The organism is Terrabacter sp. Root85, assembly GCF_001429185.1.
Lineage (GTDB): Bacteria > Actinomycetota > Actinomycetes > Actinomycetales > Dermatophilaceae > Terrabacter.
The window spans coordinates 874,942-891,597 of the sequence record NZ_LMIW01000008.1; the positions used below are offsets into that span (position 1 = coordinate 874,942).

At 71.9% G+C, this 16,656-nt stretch carries 17 protein-coding genes; 13 read left to right on the plus strand and 4 right to left on the minus strand.

Features of this window, described 5'->3' with window-relative positions; genetic code table 11:
- Positions 1–8: 8 nt before the first annotated feature.
- Together ASE25_RS10540 and ASE25_RS10545 are read left to right on the plus strand one after the other, a co-directional pair.
- Positions 9–1,169: an alkaline phosphatase family protein gene (locus ASE25_RS10540; RefSeq protein ID WP_056825740.1), complete on the plus strand. Its 1,161-nt coding sequence runs from the start codon at positions 9–11 to the stop codon at positions 1,167–1,169.
- Between the two features lie 11 nt (positions 1,170–1,180).
- Positions 1,181–1,873, plus strand: a complete 693-nt coding sequence (locus ASE25_RS10545; RefSeq protein WP_020145510.1) for a thymidine kinase — start codon at positions 1,181–1,183, stop codon at positions 1,871–1,873.
- A 116-nt stretch (positions 1,874–1,989) separates the two neighbouring features.
- Here ASE25_RS10545 and sepH read toward each other — a convergent pair whose 3' ends face one another.
- Positions 1,990–3,462 carry a septation protein SepH gene (sepH, locus tag ASE25_RS10550; protein ID WP_056825215.1) on the minus strand — a complete coding sequence of 491 codons (1,473 nt, stop codon included), beginning with the start codon at positions 3,460–3,462 and terminating at the stop codon, positions 1,990–1,992.
- A gap of 177 nt (positions 3,463–3,639) precedes the next feature.
- On the opposite strand from sepH, the gene ASE25_RS10555 reads away from it, so the two are divergent.
- The 3 genes from ASE25_RS10555 to ASE25_RS10565 are packed head-to-tail and all read left to right on the plus strand — an operon-like array spanning position 3,640 to position 6,360.
- On the plus strand, positions 3,640–4,275 hold the full coding sequence (locus tag ASE25_RS10555) for a trimeric intracellular cation channel family protein (RefSeq protein ID WP_056781024.1): 636 nt from the start codon (positions 3,640–3,642) through the stop codon (positions 4,273–4,275).
- Between the two features lie 59 nt (positions 4,276–4,334).
- Positions 4,335–5,462 (plus strand): ferrochelatase, encoded by a 1,128-nt coding sequence (locus ASE25_RS10560; RefSeq protein ID WP_056825217.1) that lies wholly within the window; start codon positions 4,335–4,337, stop codon positions 5,460–5,462.
- 10 nt (positions 5,463–5,472) lie between these two features.
- The gene (locus ASE25_RS10565; protein WP_056825219.1) at positions 5,473–6,360 is read left to right on the plus strand and encodes an inositol monophosphatase family protein; all 888 of its coding nucleotides are present in this window, start codon (positions 5,473–5,475) and stop codon (positions 6,358–6,360) included.
- Positions 6,361–6,488: 128 nt separating this feature from the next.
- On the opposite strand, the gene ASE25_RS10570 is transcribed toward ASE25_RS10565, so the two are convergent.
- Positions 6,489–6,674, minus strand: a complete 186-nt coding sequence (locus ASE25_RS10570) for a hypothetical protein (protein ID WP_020145515.1) — start codon at positions 6,672–6,674, stop codon at positions 6,489–6,491.
- 348 nt (positions 6,675–7,022) lie between these two features.
- Here ASE25_RS10570 and ASE25_RS10575 point away from each other — a divergent pair, with 348 nt between their 5' ends.
- The 5 genes from ASE25_RS10575 to ASE25_RS10595 all read left to right on the plus strand — a co-directional run bounded on the left by ASE25_RS10575 (position 7,023) and on the right by ASE25_RS10595 (position 9,896).
- Positions 7,023–7,322 (plus strand): DUF4193 domain-containing protein, encoded by a 300-nt coding sequence (locus tag ASE25_RS10575; RefSeq protein ID WP_020145516.1) that lies wholly within the window; start codon positions 7,023–7,025, stop codon positions 7,320–7,322.
- 53 nt (positions 7,323–7,375) lie between these two features.
- A complete protein-coding gene (gene dut / locus ASE25_RS10580; RefSeq protein ID WP_056825220.1) occupies positions 7,376–7,873 on the plus strand; it encodes a dUTP diphosphatase in 498 nt (165 codons plus the stop codon).
- 95 nt (positions 7,874–7,968) lie between these two features.
- Positions 7,969–8,727, plus strand: coding sequence for a DUF3710 domain-containing protein (locus ASE25_RS10585; RefSeq protein WP_056825222.1), 759 nt, complete (start codon positions 7,969–7,971; stop codon positions 8,725–8,727).
- 43 nt (positions 8,728–8,770) lie between these two features.
- Complete coding sequence (locus ASE25_RS10590; RefSeq protein WP_056781255.1) at positions 8,771–9,166, plus strand: OB-fold nucleic acid binding domain-containing protein; 396 nt, start codon at positions 8,771–8,773, stop codon at positions 9,164–9,166.
- Positions 9,159–9,896, plus strand: a complete 738-nt coding sequence (locus ASE25_RS10595; protein WP_082620075.1) for a DUF3159 domain-containing protein — start codon at positions 9,159–9,161, stop codon at positions 9,894–9,896. Before ASE25_RS10590 ends, ASE25_RS10595 begins: the two co-directional genes overlap by 8 nt.
- Before the next feature lie 24 nt (positions 9,897–9,920).
- Here the strand turns inward: ASE25_RS10595 and ASE25_RS10600 are convergent, their stop codons facing one another.
- Together ASE25_RS10600 and ASE25_RS10605 are read right to left on the minus strand one after the other, a co-directional pair.
- Positions 9,921–10,607, minus strand: coding sequence for a TrkA family potassium uptake protein (locus ASE25_RS10600; RefSeq protein ID WP_056781009.1), 687 nt, complete (start codon positions 10,605–10,607; stop codon positions 9,921–9,923).
- A 23-nt stretch (positions 10,608–10,630) separates the two neighbouring features.
- Positions 10,631–11,293 (minus strand): TrkA family potassium uptake protein, encoded by a 663-nt coding sequence (locus tag ASE25_RS10605; protein WP_056781006.1) that lies wholly within the window; start codon positions 11,291–11,293, stop codon positions 10,631–10,633.
- Between the two features lie 205 nt (positions 11,294–11,498).
- On the opposite strand from ASE25_RS10605, the gene ASE25_RS10610 reads away from it, so the two are divergent.
- The 3 genes from ASE25_RS10610 (at position 11,499) to ASE25_RS10620 (ending at position 16,573) form a co-directional block, all read left to right on the plus strand.
- On the plus strand, positions 11,499–13,460 hold the full coding sequence (locus ASE25_RS10610) for an APC family permease (protein WP_056781248.1): 1,962 nt from the start codon (positions 11,499–11,501) through the stop codon (positions 13,458–13,460).
- Entirely contained in the window at positions 13,457–14,731 is a 1,275-nt protein-coding gene (locus ASE25_RS10615) for a class I SAM-dependent RNA methyltransferase (RefSeq protein ID WP_056825224.1), read from the plus strand. The genes ASE25_RS10610 and ASE25_RS10615 overlap by 4 nt, the downstream gene beginning before the upstream one ends.
- Before the next feature lie 78 nt (positions 14,732–14,809).
- Positions 14,810–16,573 carry an HNH endonuclease signature motif containing protein gene (locus ASE25_RS10620; protein WP_056825226.1) on the plus strand — a complete coding sequence of 588 codons (1,764 nt, stop codon included), beginning with the start codon at positions 14,810–14,812 and terminating at the stop codon, positions 16,571–16,573.
- Positions 16,574–16,656 lie beyond the last annotated feature (83 nt).

Sequence of the window (16,656 nt, forward strand, 5' to 3'; positions counted from 1 at the left end):
AGCGCACCGTGGCCGACGACGTGACCGCCCACGCGCCGACGCCGACCGACTGGTCGGCGGGCACCCTGGCCTCCGTGCTCCCGTCGGTCGCCGACCGACTCGGGGTGCCCGCGTATGCCGGCCGCGACGTCTTCGACCTACCCACCGTCCCGCGCACCGTCGTCGTGCTCGTCGACGGGCTCGGTCACGACCTGCTGCGACAGCGCAGCGGCCACGCACCCTTCCTGCGCAGCCATCTGGGCACCGCCCACCGGGTGCCGTGCGGCTTCCCGACGACGACCGCGACCTCGATGGGGACCTTCGGCACCGGCCTTCCTCCTGGCTCGCACGGGCTCGTCGGCATGCAGGTGCTCGATCCGGCCACCGACCGGTTGCTCAACGAGCTGTCCTGGGAGGACGGTCCCGACCCGCGCGCCTGGCAGCCGAACGAGACCGTCTTCGAGGCTGCCGAGAACGCCGGCGTCTCGGTGACGATGGTGGGTCCGCACTACTTCGACGGGTCGGGCCTGACCACCGCCGCGCTGCGCGGCGGGCGCTTCCGCGCCGGACGCACGCTCGACGACCGTGTGTCGGCCGCCGCGTCAGCCGTGCGGGCCACGCCACGAGCCCTCGTCTACCTCTACTGGGGCGACGTCGACAAGATCGGCCACGTCCACGGCTGCCAGTCGTGGCAGTGGGGCGACGAGGTCGAGTCGGTCGACGCCGCGCTGCGACAGCTCGCTGCTCGCGTGCCGGACGACACCTCGATCGTCGTCACGGCCGACCACGGCATGGTCGACGTGCCCTTCCACGACCGGATCGACCTCGTGCACGAGCCCGGTCTCATGGCAGGCGTGCGCCATCTCGGCGGCGAGCCGCGCAACCTCCAGCTCTACGCGGAGCCCGCCGCCGCCGCCGACGTCGAGGAGGCGTGGGCAGCCCGTCTCGGTGACCGTGCCCGGATCCTCACCCGTGAGCGCGCCGTCGACGAGGGGTGGTTCGGCCCGGTGCGAGCGGGGGTCGAGGGCCGCATCGGCGACCTGCTCGTCGTCACCGAGGGGTCCTTCGCCGTCGTCCACTCGGGGCTCATGCGCCGCGAGGTGGTCGCGCTGCTCGGGCTGCACGGCTCGACGAGCGACGCGGAACTCGCCGTGCCGGTGGTCGTGGTGCCACCCCGCCGCGGCGCCTAGGGTGGTGCCTCGTGGCTGAGCTCGTCTTCTTCTCCGGGACCATGGACTGTGGCAAGTCGACCCTCGCCCTCCAGATGGACCACAACCACGGCGCACGGGGTCGCGTCGGTCTCATCTTCACCAAGATGGACCGCGCCGGCACCAACGTCCTCAGCTCGCGGCTCGGTCTCTCGACCGGGGCGCTCGAGGTCCGCGACGACCTCGACTTCTGGGAGGCGATCGTCGACCGGGCCACGGCGGGCACCCGCATCGACTACCTCATCTGCGACGAGGCCCAGTTCTACACCAGCGACCAGGTGGAGCAGCTGGCGCGGATCGTCGACGAGATGGACGTCGACGTCTTCGCCTTCGGCATCACCGCCGACTTCCGCACCGAGCTCTTCCCGGGCAGCAAGCGGCTCATCGAGCTCGCCGACAAGGTGCAGGTGCTCCAGGTCGAGGCGCTGTGCTGGTGCGGCCGTCGGGCGACGACGAATGCCCGAGTCATGGACGGCGTCATGGTCGTCGAGGGGGAGCAGGTCGTCGTCGGCGACACGAAGCCGGGCACGACCGGTCTCGTCGAGTACGAGGTGCTCTGCCGGCGGCACTACATGCGACGGATGACCTCGCACGCCGCGCGGGCCGCCGCGATCTCGCCCGAGGTGCTGCCCTTCGACCTCGACGTGTGCCCGCTGCCACCGCTGCCGATCACCCAGGCCGACTAGCGGAGTCCCTCGCCCACCGATGGCGTATGCCGTCCTGCGGGCTCCCGAGGGCCGCTCACCCGGGTGCAGCGGCCCCGAGCTCATCGGGCGCGACTGGCGTGTGAGGCGCGGCGCCGTCAGTCGTTCTTGCGGCCGAACATGATGTCGTCCCAGCTCGGCACGCTGGGCCGTCCCGACTTGCGCGCCGGAGGAGCGGGTCGGGGGACGGGCTTGGCCGCCGGGGCCGCGGCCCTCTGCTCGACGACGTCGTAGCCGTCGTCCTCGGGCTCGTCGGGCTCGTCGGGCTCGGCGGACTCGTCGCCGTCGTCGGCGTCAAGGGACGGCTCGGACTGCGCGGTGGGGACACGTGACAGCCGTCGGGCGTCCTCGCGGCGGCGCATGGCCGGACGCAGCGGCTGCTCGACGGGGACGGGCTCGGACGGCGTCTCGTCCACGACGGCATCCGCGGCGTCCGCCTCGACGTCGGCGAGGCCTATCTCGTGGGTGCCGTGCTGCTCGGCATCCGACTCGGGCTCGGAGGCGGGCGGGCGCTCGGGCTCGTGGGCGCCGACGGGCCCGGGCTCGCCCGGCGCCGGGTCCGCGTCCTGGTCGGTCGTCGGCTCGGGCGCCTGCCGCACCGGCTGGGTCGGCTCGGTACGGCGTGCCTTGCGGCGGGCGGCGTCGACCCCGACGCGCTGCTCGACGGATCCGGTCTTGACGACCTCGGGGTCGTCCTCCGGGTGCGTGTGCGCCGGGGGAGGCAGCTCGTCGCGGGGGTCGCCGGCGAGCTCTTCCAGCGGCAGGGCCTCCTCGGGCGCCTCGTCGAGACCGGGGACCTCGGTGGACTTGGGACGGCGACGACGGCCGCGCTGGGCGCTGCGCTCGCGCATGGCCGCCATGAGGTCGACGGTCTCGCCCACGCGGCGGCGCATCGTGGAGGCGCCGACCCCACCCTCGGCCTCGACGTCGTAGACGCGGCTCGGACGGTTCGAGGCGCTGAGGTGCGGGGCCGGGATCGGGCCGGGAACCTGCTGGTCCTCGTCCTCGCTCAGCCAGCGGGCCTCGTCGTCGACGGCCGAGACGGTGCGGGCGAGTGGGTCGTACTGCCAGGCGGCCTCGCGCTCGCGACCACCGGCGGTGAAGAGCAGCAGGACGGTCCAGGCGCCCTTGTCGGTGCGACGGGAGTCCCAGCGTGCCGTGACGGAGTCGATCTCGCGGGTGCGCAGACGCTCGGTGACGCGCGCGTCGAGGGTGGGTGCTGCACCGTGGGAGCCGCCGCGCGGGCGCAGCCGGACCTGGCGGGCGAGGCCGGCCACGTGCTCGCGCTCGGCGAGGATCGGCCCCTCGTAGCGGTGCACCTTCTCGACGGGCCAGCCGGCGCGCTCGGCGACCTCCTCGGCGGTCAGGCCGGCCCGGATCATCGCCTGGACGTCCTTGGGCCGCAGGCCTCCCGAGATCTCGATCTGGAGCTGGCCGAGCCGCGGTCGGTCGCGCCGCACCGCGGCACGGAGCGAGTCGTCGAGGGGGACGGAGAAGCGGTGGCCCTCGTCGTCGGCCAGCAGCAGGTGCAATCCGTCCTCGTGGACGCCGACGAGCCTGAGGTGCTGCATGGGTGGGTCTCCCGGTACCGAGTCTGCGTGGTCCTGCCGTGAAGGTGCCCGGTGGCTCGCGTCGCGCGACGTGATGTCGCGTCCCGAGGGGCCGGCCGTGCGCCGTGCTGTCGAGCATGCCACCGGGCCGGGTGCCCACCAAAGCGACCACGCCGCACGGGTACCGTTTGCTCTGGCATGCCTACCTCTTTCGCGTCCGCGCAGCTCGCCCTCGACCTCGTCGGCGTGTTCGTCTTCGCGCTCTCCGGCGGCCTCGTGGCCGTCAAGAAGCGTTTCGACCTCTTCGGGGTGCTCGTGCTGGCCTGTGCCGCGGCCCTCGGCGGCGGCATCCTGCGCGACCTGCTCATCGGCGACATCCCGCCGGTCGGCATCAGCGACTGGCGGCTGCTGACCGCCGCGGCGCTCGGCGGTCTCGTCACGTTCCTCTTCCACCCGGGCGTCGAGCGCATCACCCGGTTCGTCCGGGTCCTCGACGCCGCCGGCCTCGGGGCCTTCGCGGTCGCGGGCAGTCTCAAGGCCGTGACGACGCTCGGGGTGTCGCCGATCGCGGCCGTCCTCGTCGGCGTCATCACGGCGGTCGGGGGCGGGGTCGTGCGCGACCTGCTGGCGGGCCAGGTGCCCGAGGTCCTGCGCCGCGAGCTGTATGCCGTCCCGGCCATGCTCGGGTCCATCCTCGTCGTTGTCGCCGCCCAGCTCGGCTCGCTCCAGGACTGGGTGCTCTGGACCGCCGCGGGTCTGGTCTTCGCCCTCCGGATCCTCGCCGTCCGCCTCGACCTCAACGCCCCGACCCCGTTGCGCTCCAACCCGACCTGACGACGGCGCACCACAGCCGACCCGTCCCACGCACCCTTTCACCCACCGATGGCGGAGACATGACACCTGACGCAGCACCGACGCCCGACGAGCCCCAGCCCTCGCCGCTCGAACCGTACGACGCCGTGATCCTCCTCGGCTTCGGTGGTCCCGAGGCGCCCGACGAGGTCATGCCCTTCCTGCGGCGGGTCACGGCCGGACGGGGCATCCCCGACGAGCGTCTCGAGGCCGTCGGTGAGCACTACCATCACTTCGGGGGCCGCAGCCCCATCAACGACCAGAACCGGGCGCTCATCGCGGCCCTGCGCGCCGAGCTCGACGCGCGCGACATCAGCACGCCGATCGTCTGGGGCAACCGCAACAGCGAGCCCTTCATCGACGACGCCCTGCGCGAGAGCCACGCGGCCGGCCACCGCCGTGTCGTCGCCCTGACGACGAGTGCCTACTCGTGCTACTCCTCCTGTCGCCAGTACCGCGAGAACCTCGCGGACGCCGCGGCCACGGTGGCCGAGGACGGTGTCGAGCTGCAGATCGACAAGGTGTCGCAGTACGCCCGGCGTCCCGGGTTCGCGGCCGCCAACGCAGGCGAGCTCGTCCGGTCGCTGCGGACGCTCGACGGCGCGCCGGACGCGGAGATCGCGCTGCTCTTCGTCACGCACTCGATCCCCGATGCCATGGACGACACGTCCGGACCGGGCGACGGCGAGGGCAACCTCTACCAGCGCCAGCACCTGGCGCTCGCGTCGCAGCTGACCGAGGAGGTCAACCGGGTCCTCGGCCGCGACCTGACGGGCGAGCTCGTCTTCTGCTCGCGCTCGGGTCCGCCGACCCAGCCGTGGCTCGAGCCCGACGTCAACGACCGGATGCGCGAGCTCGCGGCCGCCGGCGTCCGCACGGTCGTCACGGCCCCGATCGGCTTCGTCAGCGACCACATGGAGGTCGTCTACGACCTCGACACCGAGGCGCAGGAGACGGCGGACGAGCTCGGCCTCACCCACGTGCGCGTCCCGACGGTCGGCACCGACTCCGTCTTCGTGCGCGATCTCGTCGACGCCCTGCTCGAACGCGCGGCGGAGGCCCGCGGCGAGGACGTCCCGCAGTTCGAGGGTCGGATGCCGTCGGTGTGCGCGCCCGGGTGCTGCCCCAACCTGCGCCAGGCCCGTCCGGCCCTGTGCGGCAGCGACTGAGGGCGCCGCGATGACCACCGCACGCCCCGTTCCCGCGCTGCCCGACGGAGTCACGGTCGAGGAGCTCGAGCGGCTCTGCGTCGAGGTCGCCGTCGAGGCCTCGCGCTTCATCCGAGACGAGCGCCCGCCCCGGATGGGTGTCGCCGCGACGAAGTCGACCGAGACCGACGTCGTGACCGTCATGGACCGACGCTCCGAGGAGCTGCTCCACCGGCTCATCCAGGCCGCCCGCCCCGACGACGGCATCCTCGGCGAGGAGGGTGCCGACGTCACCGGGACGTCCGGTCTGACGTGGGTCCTCGATCCCATCGACGGCACCGTCAACTACCTCTACGAGATCCCTGCGTATGCCGTGTCCGTGGCCGTCGTCGTCGGGGACGCCCACTCCCAGGGTGGGTGGACCCCTGTCGCGGGCGCCGTCGCCGACCCCTGCCGCAGCCTCGTGCACCACGCCGGCCGGGGCACCGGCGCCTGGACGAGCCCCGAGGACCCGACCGAGTCCGTGGCTCCGGAGCGTCTGTCCGTCTCGGCCGAGGACCGCCTCGCCCGCACCCTGCTCGCGACCGGCTTCGGCTACGCCCCCGAGGTGCGCGCCCGGCAGGCCGAGGTGCTCCGGCGGGTCCTGCCCCTCGTCCGCGACATCCGACGCATCGGCAGCGCTGCTCTCGACCTCGTGCGGGTGGCCGAGGGGTCCGTGGACGTCTACGCCGAGACCGGGCTCAACGCCTGGGACCTCGCGGCGGGCTGGCTCGTCGTCGAGGAGGCCGGGGGCGTCGTCGTCGGCGCGGGAGAGGAGCCCGGGTCGGCGCCCGGCACCGCCCTCACCGTCGCCGCGGGGCCCGCCCTCGTCGAGCAGGTCCGCGCCCTCTTCGTCGCGCCGGTGGACGCAGCAGGCTGACCGTCACGCGCGGGCGCCCAGGACACACGACGACGCCCCACCCGGCCGTGCCGGGTGGGGCGTCTGTCGTCCTGGAGGAGCGGACGGCATACGCCCGCTGGTGTCGAGGTGTGTCGCTGGGACGCCGCTCAGGCCGCCTGGAACGGCTCGAGCTCGGGGACGCGGATGCCGTTCTCCGTGGCGAGACGGGCGAACGACTCCAGCTCGCCGGTGTGCACCTGCACGCGGTAGTCGTCACCCGCCTGTCGCGCCTCGGCGAGGTCGCCCAGCGCGTCGTTGACACGTTGCCTGATCTGGTCGACGAACTCGGTCATGGGTGCCACCTCCGGGCCTGGGTTGTCGATCGGTCGAGTCCGGAGACCCTACCGCGCCGTAGGACCACCAATGTGCACCCGCGATGGTCGGCGAATGGCAAAGCCCAGGTGAACTGTTCGTCCGAAAAGGGTAGGCGTGAGTGGTGCGGGAGGGCCCGCGTCTCAGGCCTTGGCTCGGACAACGTGACAACGCGGTGGCGATCGGGCACCATACGCGCACGCGGACATGTTTCGTCGCTGTTAACAACGTCGTTGATCGCACGGGTTCTCCGGGAACAAGCACGGGCCCACGAGCGTTCTCCGCGTCACAGACCGCAAGGCGCAGACGAGTAGAAGTGAGACAACGAGATGGCAACCGATTACGACGCGCCACGCAAGACTGACGACGATCTGAGCGAAGACTCCATCGAGGAGCTGAAGTCCCGTCGGGTCGACAAGACGTCGTCCAGCGTGGACGTCGACGAGACCGAGCAGGCCGAGGGCTTCGAGCTCCCGGGCGCCGACCTCTCCGGTGAGGAGCTGTCGGTGCGCGTCCTGCCCAAGCAGGCCGACGAGTTCACCTGTGGGCGTTGTTTCCTCGTCCACCACCGCAGCCAGCTCGCCAAGGAGAGCAACGGCATGATGATCTGCACGGAGTGCGCCGCCTGAGCGCATTCCAGACCGGGCAGCAGCACGGCCAGGAGCAAGTAGGGTCGGTCCTCGTGACCGACCCTTGTGCTGTCCCGGTCCGGAGGCTCGACCCCGACCTGGCGCTGCCCCGCTATGCGCACCCCGGTGACGCCGGTGCCGACCTCTGCTCGCGCGTCGACGTGACCATCGAGCCGGGGGAGCGCGTCCTCGTCCCGACCGGCGTCGCCCTCGCCCTGCCGGCCGGCCACGCGGGCTTCGTGCACCCGCGCTCCGGCCTCGCCGCGCGCCACGGCATCTCCATCGTCAACGCCCCCGGAACGGTCGACGAGGGGTACCGGGGCGAGATCCTCGTCAACCTCGTCAACCTCGACCCGCGCGAGACGTTCACGGTGCGGCGCGGTGACCGCATCGCCCAGCTGGTCGTCCAGCGGGTCGAGCGCGTGCACTTCGTCGAGGTGGATTCGCTCGACGAGACCAGTCGGGGGGACACTGGACACGGATCCACCGGTGGGTTCGCCACCGGCGGCGCCGCCTCGCCGACACCGGGGGAGACGCCCACCCGGGCGTGATCATCGGATACGGTTCGCCGGGCGCTGCGTCAGCGCCGACGACCGCGGGCGGGCATCGTGCCCACCGTGCAGCAGGACTCAAAGGACGGAATGACGTGGGACTCTTCAGCCGGGGCAAGTCGAAGGACCGCCCGGACACCGATGCCGTGGACCGTGCCGACGACCTCGAGCAGGACGAGCTCGCCGATGACGGCGCGCTCTACGGCGACGCGGACGGTGACACCGCCGCCTCGGCCACGTCCCGACCGCTCGACCGCAGCGAGGTCGAGGACGACTCCGACTACCTCAACCTCGGCGCCATCTGGCTGCGTGGACAGCAGGGCATGGAGCTGCGCCTCGAGGTCAACGAGCAGGAGCAGCAGATCACGGGCGTGACGGCCGTCATCGGCGAGTCGGCGGTGCAGCTGCAGGCCTTCGCGGCCCCGCGCACCGAGGGTGTCTGGATCGACATCCGCAACGAGATCGCCGCGAGCATCGTCGATGCCGGCGGCACCGCCGAGGTGCTCACCGGCGAGTTCGGCGAGGAGCTCCTGACCCGCATGCCGCAGGCCGGACCCGACGGCCGCACCGTCTTCATGCCGGCCCGTTTCGTCGGCGTCGACGGCCCCCGCTGGTTCCTCCGAGCCGTGGTCTCCGGCCGCGCCGCGATCGAGCCGGCCGCCGCCGAGGCCGTGCACGACGTGATCCGGACGACGGTCATCGACCGCGGCGAGGAGGCCATGCCTCCCCGCGAGCTGCTGCCCCTGCGCCTGCCCGACGCCGACGGCGCCGTCCAGGCCGAGGAGGGCGCTGTCGAGGGCGGCCCCGACCTCAACCCGTTCGAGCGCGGACCCGAGATCACCGAGGTCCGTTGATGGCCGGCCCGTGTCCCGCACCGCGTCCCAGCCGGACGCACCCGTGACCACGGGCCAGCCCGGCGCCCTGCGTCGGCTCACCGACCGCCTCACGCGCTCGTCGCACGAGATCGAGGCGGCCGAGCTGCGCCGTGAGTCCTCGGACCTCGACGGCGTCGTGCACATCGGCGACGCACCCCAGCGGATCACGGTCACCGTGTGCGGCGAGGTGCGTTCCGTGACGCTGCGCCCGCGCGAGGAGACGCCCGCGCTCGACGTCGAGGTCTGGGACGGCACCGAGTCGCTGCACCTCGTGTGGCTCGGCCGTCGGCGCATCGCCGGCATCATCCCCGGTGTCAAGATCCAGGCCACGGGTCGCATCACCACCCGCCGGAAGGTCAAGACGATGTTCAACCCGGCGTACGAGCTCATCGGCCGGGCAGGGCAGGCACATGGCTGACGCCGACGGCCGGGCCGTCGGCCCGGGCGGAGAACGCGCCGGGGAGGGCGACGCGGTCGTCCGCTCCGAGGCCGACCTGCGCCGCTACGACACGGTCGAGGAGCTGCTCCGCGACAAGCTGTCCGACGCCATCGGCGGGTGGCGCGGCGCCGTCGAGTCGGCCGTCCCGACCCTGGCGTTCGCCCTCGTGTGGGCACGCACCGAGAACCTCCGCACCTCCCTCGTGGTCGCCGGTGTCCTCGTGGCCGTCCTCCTGCTCGTGCGTCTCGTGCAGCGACAGGACCCCCGCTTCATCGCGTATGCCGCCGCGGGCGTGGGGATCTCGGCCTTCTTCGCGCTGCGGTCGGGTCGGGCGGAGGACGCCTTCCTGCCGGGCATGCTCCAGAACGCCGCGCTGCTCGTCCTGCTGCTCGTGACGAACCTGACGCGGTGGCCGCTCTTCGGCTTCGTCGTCGGCGTCGCCGAGCCCGAGGCGTTCGCCGAGAACCCGACGTGGTGGCGTCGCCACTCCGGCATCGTCACGGTCGCGGCACGACTCGCCTGGGTGCTCATCGCCCTCAACGTCGTGCGGCTCTCGATCATGGTGCCGCTCTACCTCGCCGAGCAGGTGGCCGCGCTCGGGGTGGCCAAGGTGGTCCTCGGCTGGCCGGCCTACCTGCTCGCCATCACGGCGATGGGTGCAATCCTGCTCCGCGGGCGCACCCCGATCGACCCCTCGCGGCTCGCCTGACGCTCGACGCCGGCGACCTCGGGATCAGTCCTCGAGGCTCGTGTGGTGCCGCTCGCCCGGGGCGACGAGGTCCTGGAGGCGGTCCTCCTGCTCCGTCGTCGTGATGAAGAGCAGCTCGTCGCCGGCCTCGATCGCGTCGTCGGGCGTGGGAGCGAGCGGGCGCTCCTCGCGGATGATCGCGACGAGCACGGTGTCGGTGGGCCAGTCGACGTCACCGACGCGGCGCCCAGCGAAGGGGCTGCCCTCGGGCAGGGTGATCTCGACCATCGAGGCCCGGCCCTGCTGGAACTCGAAGATGCGCACGAGGTCGCCGATGCTCACGGCCTCCTCGATGAGCGCCGTCATCAGGCGTGGGGTCGACACCGCGACGTCGACGCCCCACGACTCGTCGAACATCCACTCGTTCTTGGGGTTGTTGACGCGCGCGACGGTGCGCGGGACGCCGAACTCGGTCTTGGCGAGCAGCGAGAGCACGAGGTTGGCCTTGTCGTCACCGGTGGCGGCGACGCAGACGTCGGACTCCTCGAGCCGGGCCTCCTCGAGGGCGGCGAGCTCGCAGGCGTCGGCCAGCAGCCACGACGCCTCGGGCACGCGCGAGGCCTGGACGTCGTCGGCGTCCTTGTCGATGAGCAGCACCTGGTGCCCGTTGCCGAGCAGCTCACGGGCGATGGAGCGGCCGACGCTTCCGGCTCCGGCGATGACGACGCGCATGGGGTTGTTTTCTCCTGTGCCGGTCAGTGGGCGGCCGGGGCCTGGTCGCAGAGCCGCTCGACGCGAGCGAGGTCGTCGCGCGGGACGGTGAGGTGCACGAGGTCGCCCTGCTGGACGACCATGTCGGGCCGGGGGAGCGTGCCCTCGCCGAGCCGGGTGACGTAGGCGACGCGGGCGCCGGTCTGCTCCTCGAGGTCGGTGAGGTGCCGGCCGACCCAACCCTCGGCGAGGGGGACCTCGGCGATGACGATCTTGCCGCTCGGGTCGGTCAGCTCGGGCACGGCGCCCTGCGGCAGCAGCCGCTGGATCATCTGGTCGGCGGTCCAGCGCACCGTCGCGACGGTCGGGATGCCGAGGCGCTGGTAGACCATGGCGCGCTGCGGGTCGTAGATGCGGGCGGCGACGTGCTCGACGCCGAATGTCTCGCGCGCCACCCGGGCGGCGAGGATGTTGGAGTTGTCACCGCTGCTGACGGCCGCGAACGCATAGGCCTCGCGGATGCCGGCGGCGATGAGGGTGTCGCGGTCGAAACCGATGCCCGTGACCGTCTGGCCCTCGAAGGAGGTGCCCAGCCGGCGGAACGCGGAGGCGTCCGCGTCGATGATGGCGACGTCGTGGCCGTTGCGGCCCAGGGTGCGGGCGAGGGTCGACCCGACGCGGCCGCATCCCATGATGACGAAGTGCACGGACGCGACGCTACACCGTGACGCCGTCGCCCAGTCTGCAGGCCGCGCGGGCTGGACCGGGGAGCGAAACGGTCGGGACGGCATACGTTCTCGGGGTCGTGTCCACGACGTCCCGAGTGGGTCAGTGCGGGGAGCTGATCCGTCATACAGTTGCGTCGTGCCCGGTACCGGTTCGCTGTTCAAGCGCCTCCTCCTCGGTCGCGCGATGCGCAGCGACAAGCTCGGGGAGACCTTGCTGCCCAAGCGCCTCGCGCTGCCCATCTTCGCGAGCGACGCACTCTCGTCCGTGGCCTACGCGCCCGACGAGATCCTGCTCATGCTCGGTCTGGCGGGCGGCGCCTTCGTCGCGACGCACAGCTGGCAGGTCACCGTCGCGGTCGTCCTCGTCATGGTCGTCGTGGTGGCGTCGTACCGCCAGAACGTGCACGCCTACCCCTCGGGTGGCGGCGACTACGAGGTCGCGACCGTCAACCTCGGCCCACGGGCCGGCCTCACCGTCGCCAGCGCCCTTCTCGTCGACTACGTCCTCACCGTCGCCGTGTCGATCTCGTCGGGTGTGCAGAACGCCGCCACGGTGCTCGGGTTCGTGCGCGGGCACGAGGTCATCGTCGCGGTGGCTCTCATCGCCTTCCTCACGGCGATGAACCTGCGCGGGGTGCGCGAGTCGGGCAAGGCCTTCGCCGTGCCGGTCTACGCCTTCATGCTCGCCATCATCGGCATGGGCATCTACGGCTTCATCCAGCACTTCACGGGCTCCCTGACCCCGGCCGAGAGCGCCGGCCTGACCCTGAAGCCCGAGGAGGGGCAGGGTCTCACCGGTCTGGCCGCGGCGTTCCTCCTGCTCCGCGCCTTCTCGTCCGGGTGTGCGGCCCTGACCGGCGTCGAGGCGATCAGCAACGGTGTGCCCGCCTTCAAGAAGCCCAAGAGCGCCAACGCCGCCACGACCCTGCTGCTCATGGGCACGCTGTCGGTCGTGATGCTCGGCTCGATCATCGCGCTGAGCCAGTGGACCGGCGTCAAGATCGCCGACAACCCGGGCGCCCAGCTGCTGCGCGACGGGCAGCCTGTCGGCGACTCGTACATCCAGCACACCGCGATCGGCCAGCTCGCCGAGTCGGTGTTCGCGAACTTCCCGATCGGTGTCGTCTTCGTCTCGATCGTCACCGGCCTGATCCTCGTCCTCGCGGCGAACACAGCGTTCAACGGCTTCCCGGTGCTCGGCTCGATCCTCGCCCGCGACGGCTACCTGCCCCGCCAGATGCACACCCGCGGCGACCGGCTGGCCTTCAGCAACGGCATCCTCATCCTCGCCGGTGCGGCCATCGTCCTCGTCATCGTCTTCAAGGCCGAGGTCACGGCTCTCATCCAGCTCTACATCGTCGGGGTGTTCGTCTCGTTCACCACCTCGCAGGTGGGCATGGTCCGGCACTGGACGCGCCACCTCAGGCTCGAGCGCAACCCCAAGGAGCGGGCCCGGATGCAGCGCTCGCGCGTCATCAACGCCGTCGGCGCGGCGATGTCGGCGACGGTGCTCATCGTCGTGCTCCTGACGAAGTTCCAGGCCGGGGCGAAGTACGCCATCCTCGCGATGGTCGTCCTCTTCGTCCTCATGCTCGGGATCAAGAAGCACTACAACCGGGTGCGCGACGAGCTGGCCATCGACTGGGACGTCGAGCGGCCGATGCTACCGAGCCACGTGCACGCCATCGTCTGCATCTCCAAGGTGCACAAGCCGACGATGCGCGCGCTGGCCTACGCCCGGGCGAGCCGGCCGTCCTACCTCGAGGCCGTGACGGTCGACGTCGACCCCGACGAGACGCAGGCGCTGCTCGACGAGTGGGACAAGCGCGAGATCCCGGTGCCGCTCAAGGTGCTGTCCTCGCCGTACCGCCAGATCACCAAGCCGATCCTCGACTACGTCCGGTCGATCCGCAGCGGCAACCCGCGCGACATCGTCACGGTCTACCTGCCGGAGTACGTCCTCGGGAAGTGGTGGGAGCAGGTGCTGCACAACCAGAGCGCGTTGCGCCTCAAGGCCCGGCTGCTCTTCACACCAGGTGTCATGGTCGTCAGCGTCCCGTGGCAGCTGCAGTCCTCCGAGGGCGCCGAGCGCGACTGGATCGACGAGCCCCCGATCAGCGGCTCGGTGCGCGGTGGAGCGCTGTGAGCGGTCGCCAGAACCGCGAGCGGGCCGCCGGTGGCGAGTCTCTCGTCGGGAGGGAGTGGACCGTCGAGGTCGGACCCGTCGCCCACGGCGGCCACTGCGTGGCCCGTCACGAGGGTCAGGTCGTCTTCGTGCGCCACACGCTGCCCGGTGAGCGCGTCGTCGCACGCGTCACCGAGGGCCGCGTCGGTGACAGCTTCGTGCGCGCCGACGCCGTCGAGGTGCTCGAGGCCGCGCCTGGTCGTGTGACCGCACCGTGCCCGTATGCCGCCCCGGGCCTCTGTGGTGGCTGCGACTTCCAGCACGCGTCCCTCGACACCCAGCGGGCGCTCAAGGGTGCCGTCGTGCGGGAACAGTTCGCGCGCGTTGCCGGCCTCGACGTCGATGTCGTCGTCCAGCCGGTGCCGGGCGACGAGGAAGGGCTGCGCTGGCGCACCCGGGTCGAGTTCGCCGTCGACGGTGCCGGCCGAGCGGGTCTGCGCGGACACCGGTCGAGCGACATCGTTCCCGTCGAGGACTGCCTCATCGCCACGCGGGCGGTCATCGACTCCGGCGTGCTCGACACCGAGTGGCCGGACGTCGAGTCGGTCGACGTCATCGATGCCGTGCACCCCGACGAGCCGGTGCTCGTGCCGCTGCCTGCGCCCGAGGGTGGGAGTGGTGGCGGCGGAGGCCTCGTCGGCGAGCTGGCCCGCGACGGGGACTGGGAGGGCGAGTACGTCGTCTCGGCCCGGGGCTTCTGGCAGGTGCACCCGGGCGCGGCCACGACGTTCCTGTCACGGGTGTCGACGCTGCTCGGGGCGGAGCCGGGGGACCGCGTCCTCGACCTCTTCGCGGGCTCGGGTCTCTTCACGATGCGGCTCGGCGAGCTCGTCGCGCCGGACGGATTCGTCCTCGGCGTCGAGGGTGATCGCCGAGCGGTCGAGAACGGCGAGTCCAACACCGAGCACCTCGAGAACGTCGAGTGGCGCGCCAACCGTGTCGACCGTGAGCTGCGGTCGCTCGTCGGACAGGGCGTCACGGCAGACCTCGTGGTGCTCGACCCGCCCCGGACGGGTGCCGGCAAGGACGTCATGGCCCTGGTGGCCGGGATGGGGCCCCGACGCGTCGTCTACGTCGCGTGCGACCCCGCAGCCCTGGCCCGCGACGTCAAGGCGGCTGTGACCCACGGCTACGGCCTCGTCTCGCTCGAGGCCTGGGACGCCTTCCCGATGACCCACCACGTCGAGTGCATCGCCGTGCTCGAGACGCAAGATGGGTCGACGAGCGCCTGAGCCCGCGGCGGTAGAGCGTGCTTCGTCGACTGAACCGACTCGAGGAGCACTGTCGGTGGATCGTACTAGTGTTCGAACATGGAGATGGGGAGCGCCGGAGAGAGCATCGAGGTCGCTGCGGGTGGCGTGCTGTCGTTCCTGACACAGATCCCCGCTGACGTCTTCGACGCGCTGCCACCGGTGGCCCAGGCGGTAGTCGTGGCACGTGTGGTGCCAGAGCGCCTGCGCAGTCTCGACACGGCGAGCGCCGAGGCGGTCCTTGCTGTCGCGCAGCGCGCGATGAACGTCCTCGGCGCCGTTCAGGACCTCGCGCTCGCGGCCTGCGTTCGACGCGAGGAGCTCGACTTCGCCGATCTGGACGGTGAATGGGGTGACGGCTCGGAGTGGCGGCCCTCGTCGGTGAAGATCGTGGCCTCCAGCGTCGCGCCCGTCCTGTGCTCGACGCCGCGCGGCGCCGAGTCGCGGGTCGCCGACGCGCTCTGCCTCGTCGAGGACCTCCCACGCACCTTGGCAGCCGCACTCGGCGGGCGGCTCACCCAGCGGCAGACGGGCGTCGTGGCGGACCGAGCGGGACTTGTCGCGGTTGATGCTCGCCCGGCCTTCGATGCCGTCGTGATGGAGACCGGGGTGGAGTCGCTGACGCCCGCCCGGCTGCGACGCCAGTGCGAGCGTGCCGCCATGGCGATCGACCCGGACGCCGTTCATCGTCGGGCGGAGCACGGTCTGCGTGACCGCTTCGTGCGGGTGGAGCCGGGACTCGACCCGGGCACGACGTGGTGGAAGGCGTCGCTGCCGGCGGGGGACTCGATGCAGGCCTGGGGCGCCGTCGATGAGCTGGCCCACGAGTACGTGCGTGCCGACCCGGCCCGGTCGATCGAGCAGGCGCGGGCGGACGCCTTCCTCGACCTGCTGCTCGGGAGCGCCCAGGTGTCCACCACCGTCGAGCTGGTCGTGCCCACCTTCACCGGTCCCTCGACGGACGACCAGTGGAGCGTTGCCCTCCGAGGTCCATACGACGCCGGGGCCGCTCCCTCCGTCGTGCCGGTGGACGTGTGGCCGGGCGCCCCGTCTGGTCGGCAGGCCCAGCCATCTGCCCCCAACGCGTTCGCAGACGCCGACGCAGCCCCGGATGCCGAGGCCGGTGCTCGCGCTGACGCCGATGCAGCCCCACATGCCGATGCCGGCGCCGGCGATCTGGCGTACATCACCGGTCCCCGGCTCGCGCCGGAGCATGCGATCGGGTCCGAGCTCTTCGGTCCCGTGACAGGGTCGCCCGCCGGACACCACGAGGGTGTGGATGCGTACGGGCGGGCAGCCGGCCACTCGGTGTCGAGGCCCGGACCCGAAGCGGCCTCGGCAGCCGACGTGAACGGGACCGAGCTGGTCGGACGTCCACCCTGGCGGCCACCGGAGCTCGGCGTCCGGCATCCGCGGTTCGGCTGGATGCTCTCGGACGTGCTGGCAGAGGTGCTGTCCGACCCTGACGTCGCGCTGCGCGTGACCCGGGCCGACGCGTTGACCGGCGTCACGGTCGCCCGCGACCCCGCGATCTACCGGCCCAACGCTGCTCTGGCACAACGCGTTCGGGACCGCGACCGCACGTGTCGGTTCCCGGGGTGCGGTGTCGCCGCGCGCCGGTGCGACCTCGATCATGTCGTGCGCTTCCCCGACGGCCCGACCGCCGAGGACAACCTCGTCTGCCTGTGCCGGACCCACCACGGTTTCAAGCACCACGCCGGCTGGACGCTGACGTCGGAAGCCGACGGCACATGCACGTGGAGCTCGCCGACCGGACGCTCCTATGTGACGCACCCAGCAGACGTCAGGCTCGACGCTGCCTGAGGTGGACTCGTGGCCCCTGGGATCTCGACGGTCGCGAAGGCTCGCAGCGTCCATTTTGTGTCTCGCAGCTGGCCGTCTGCGGA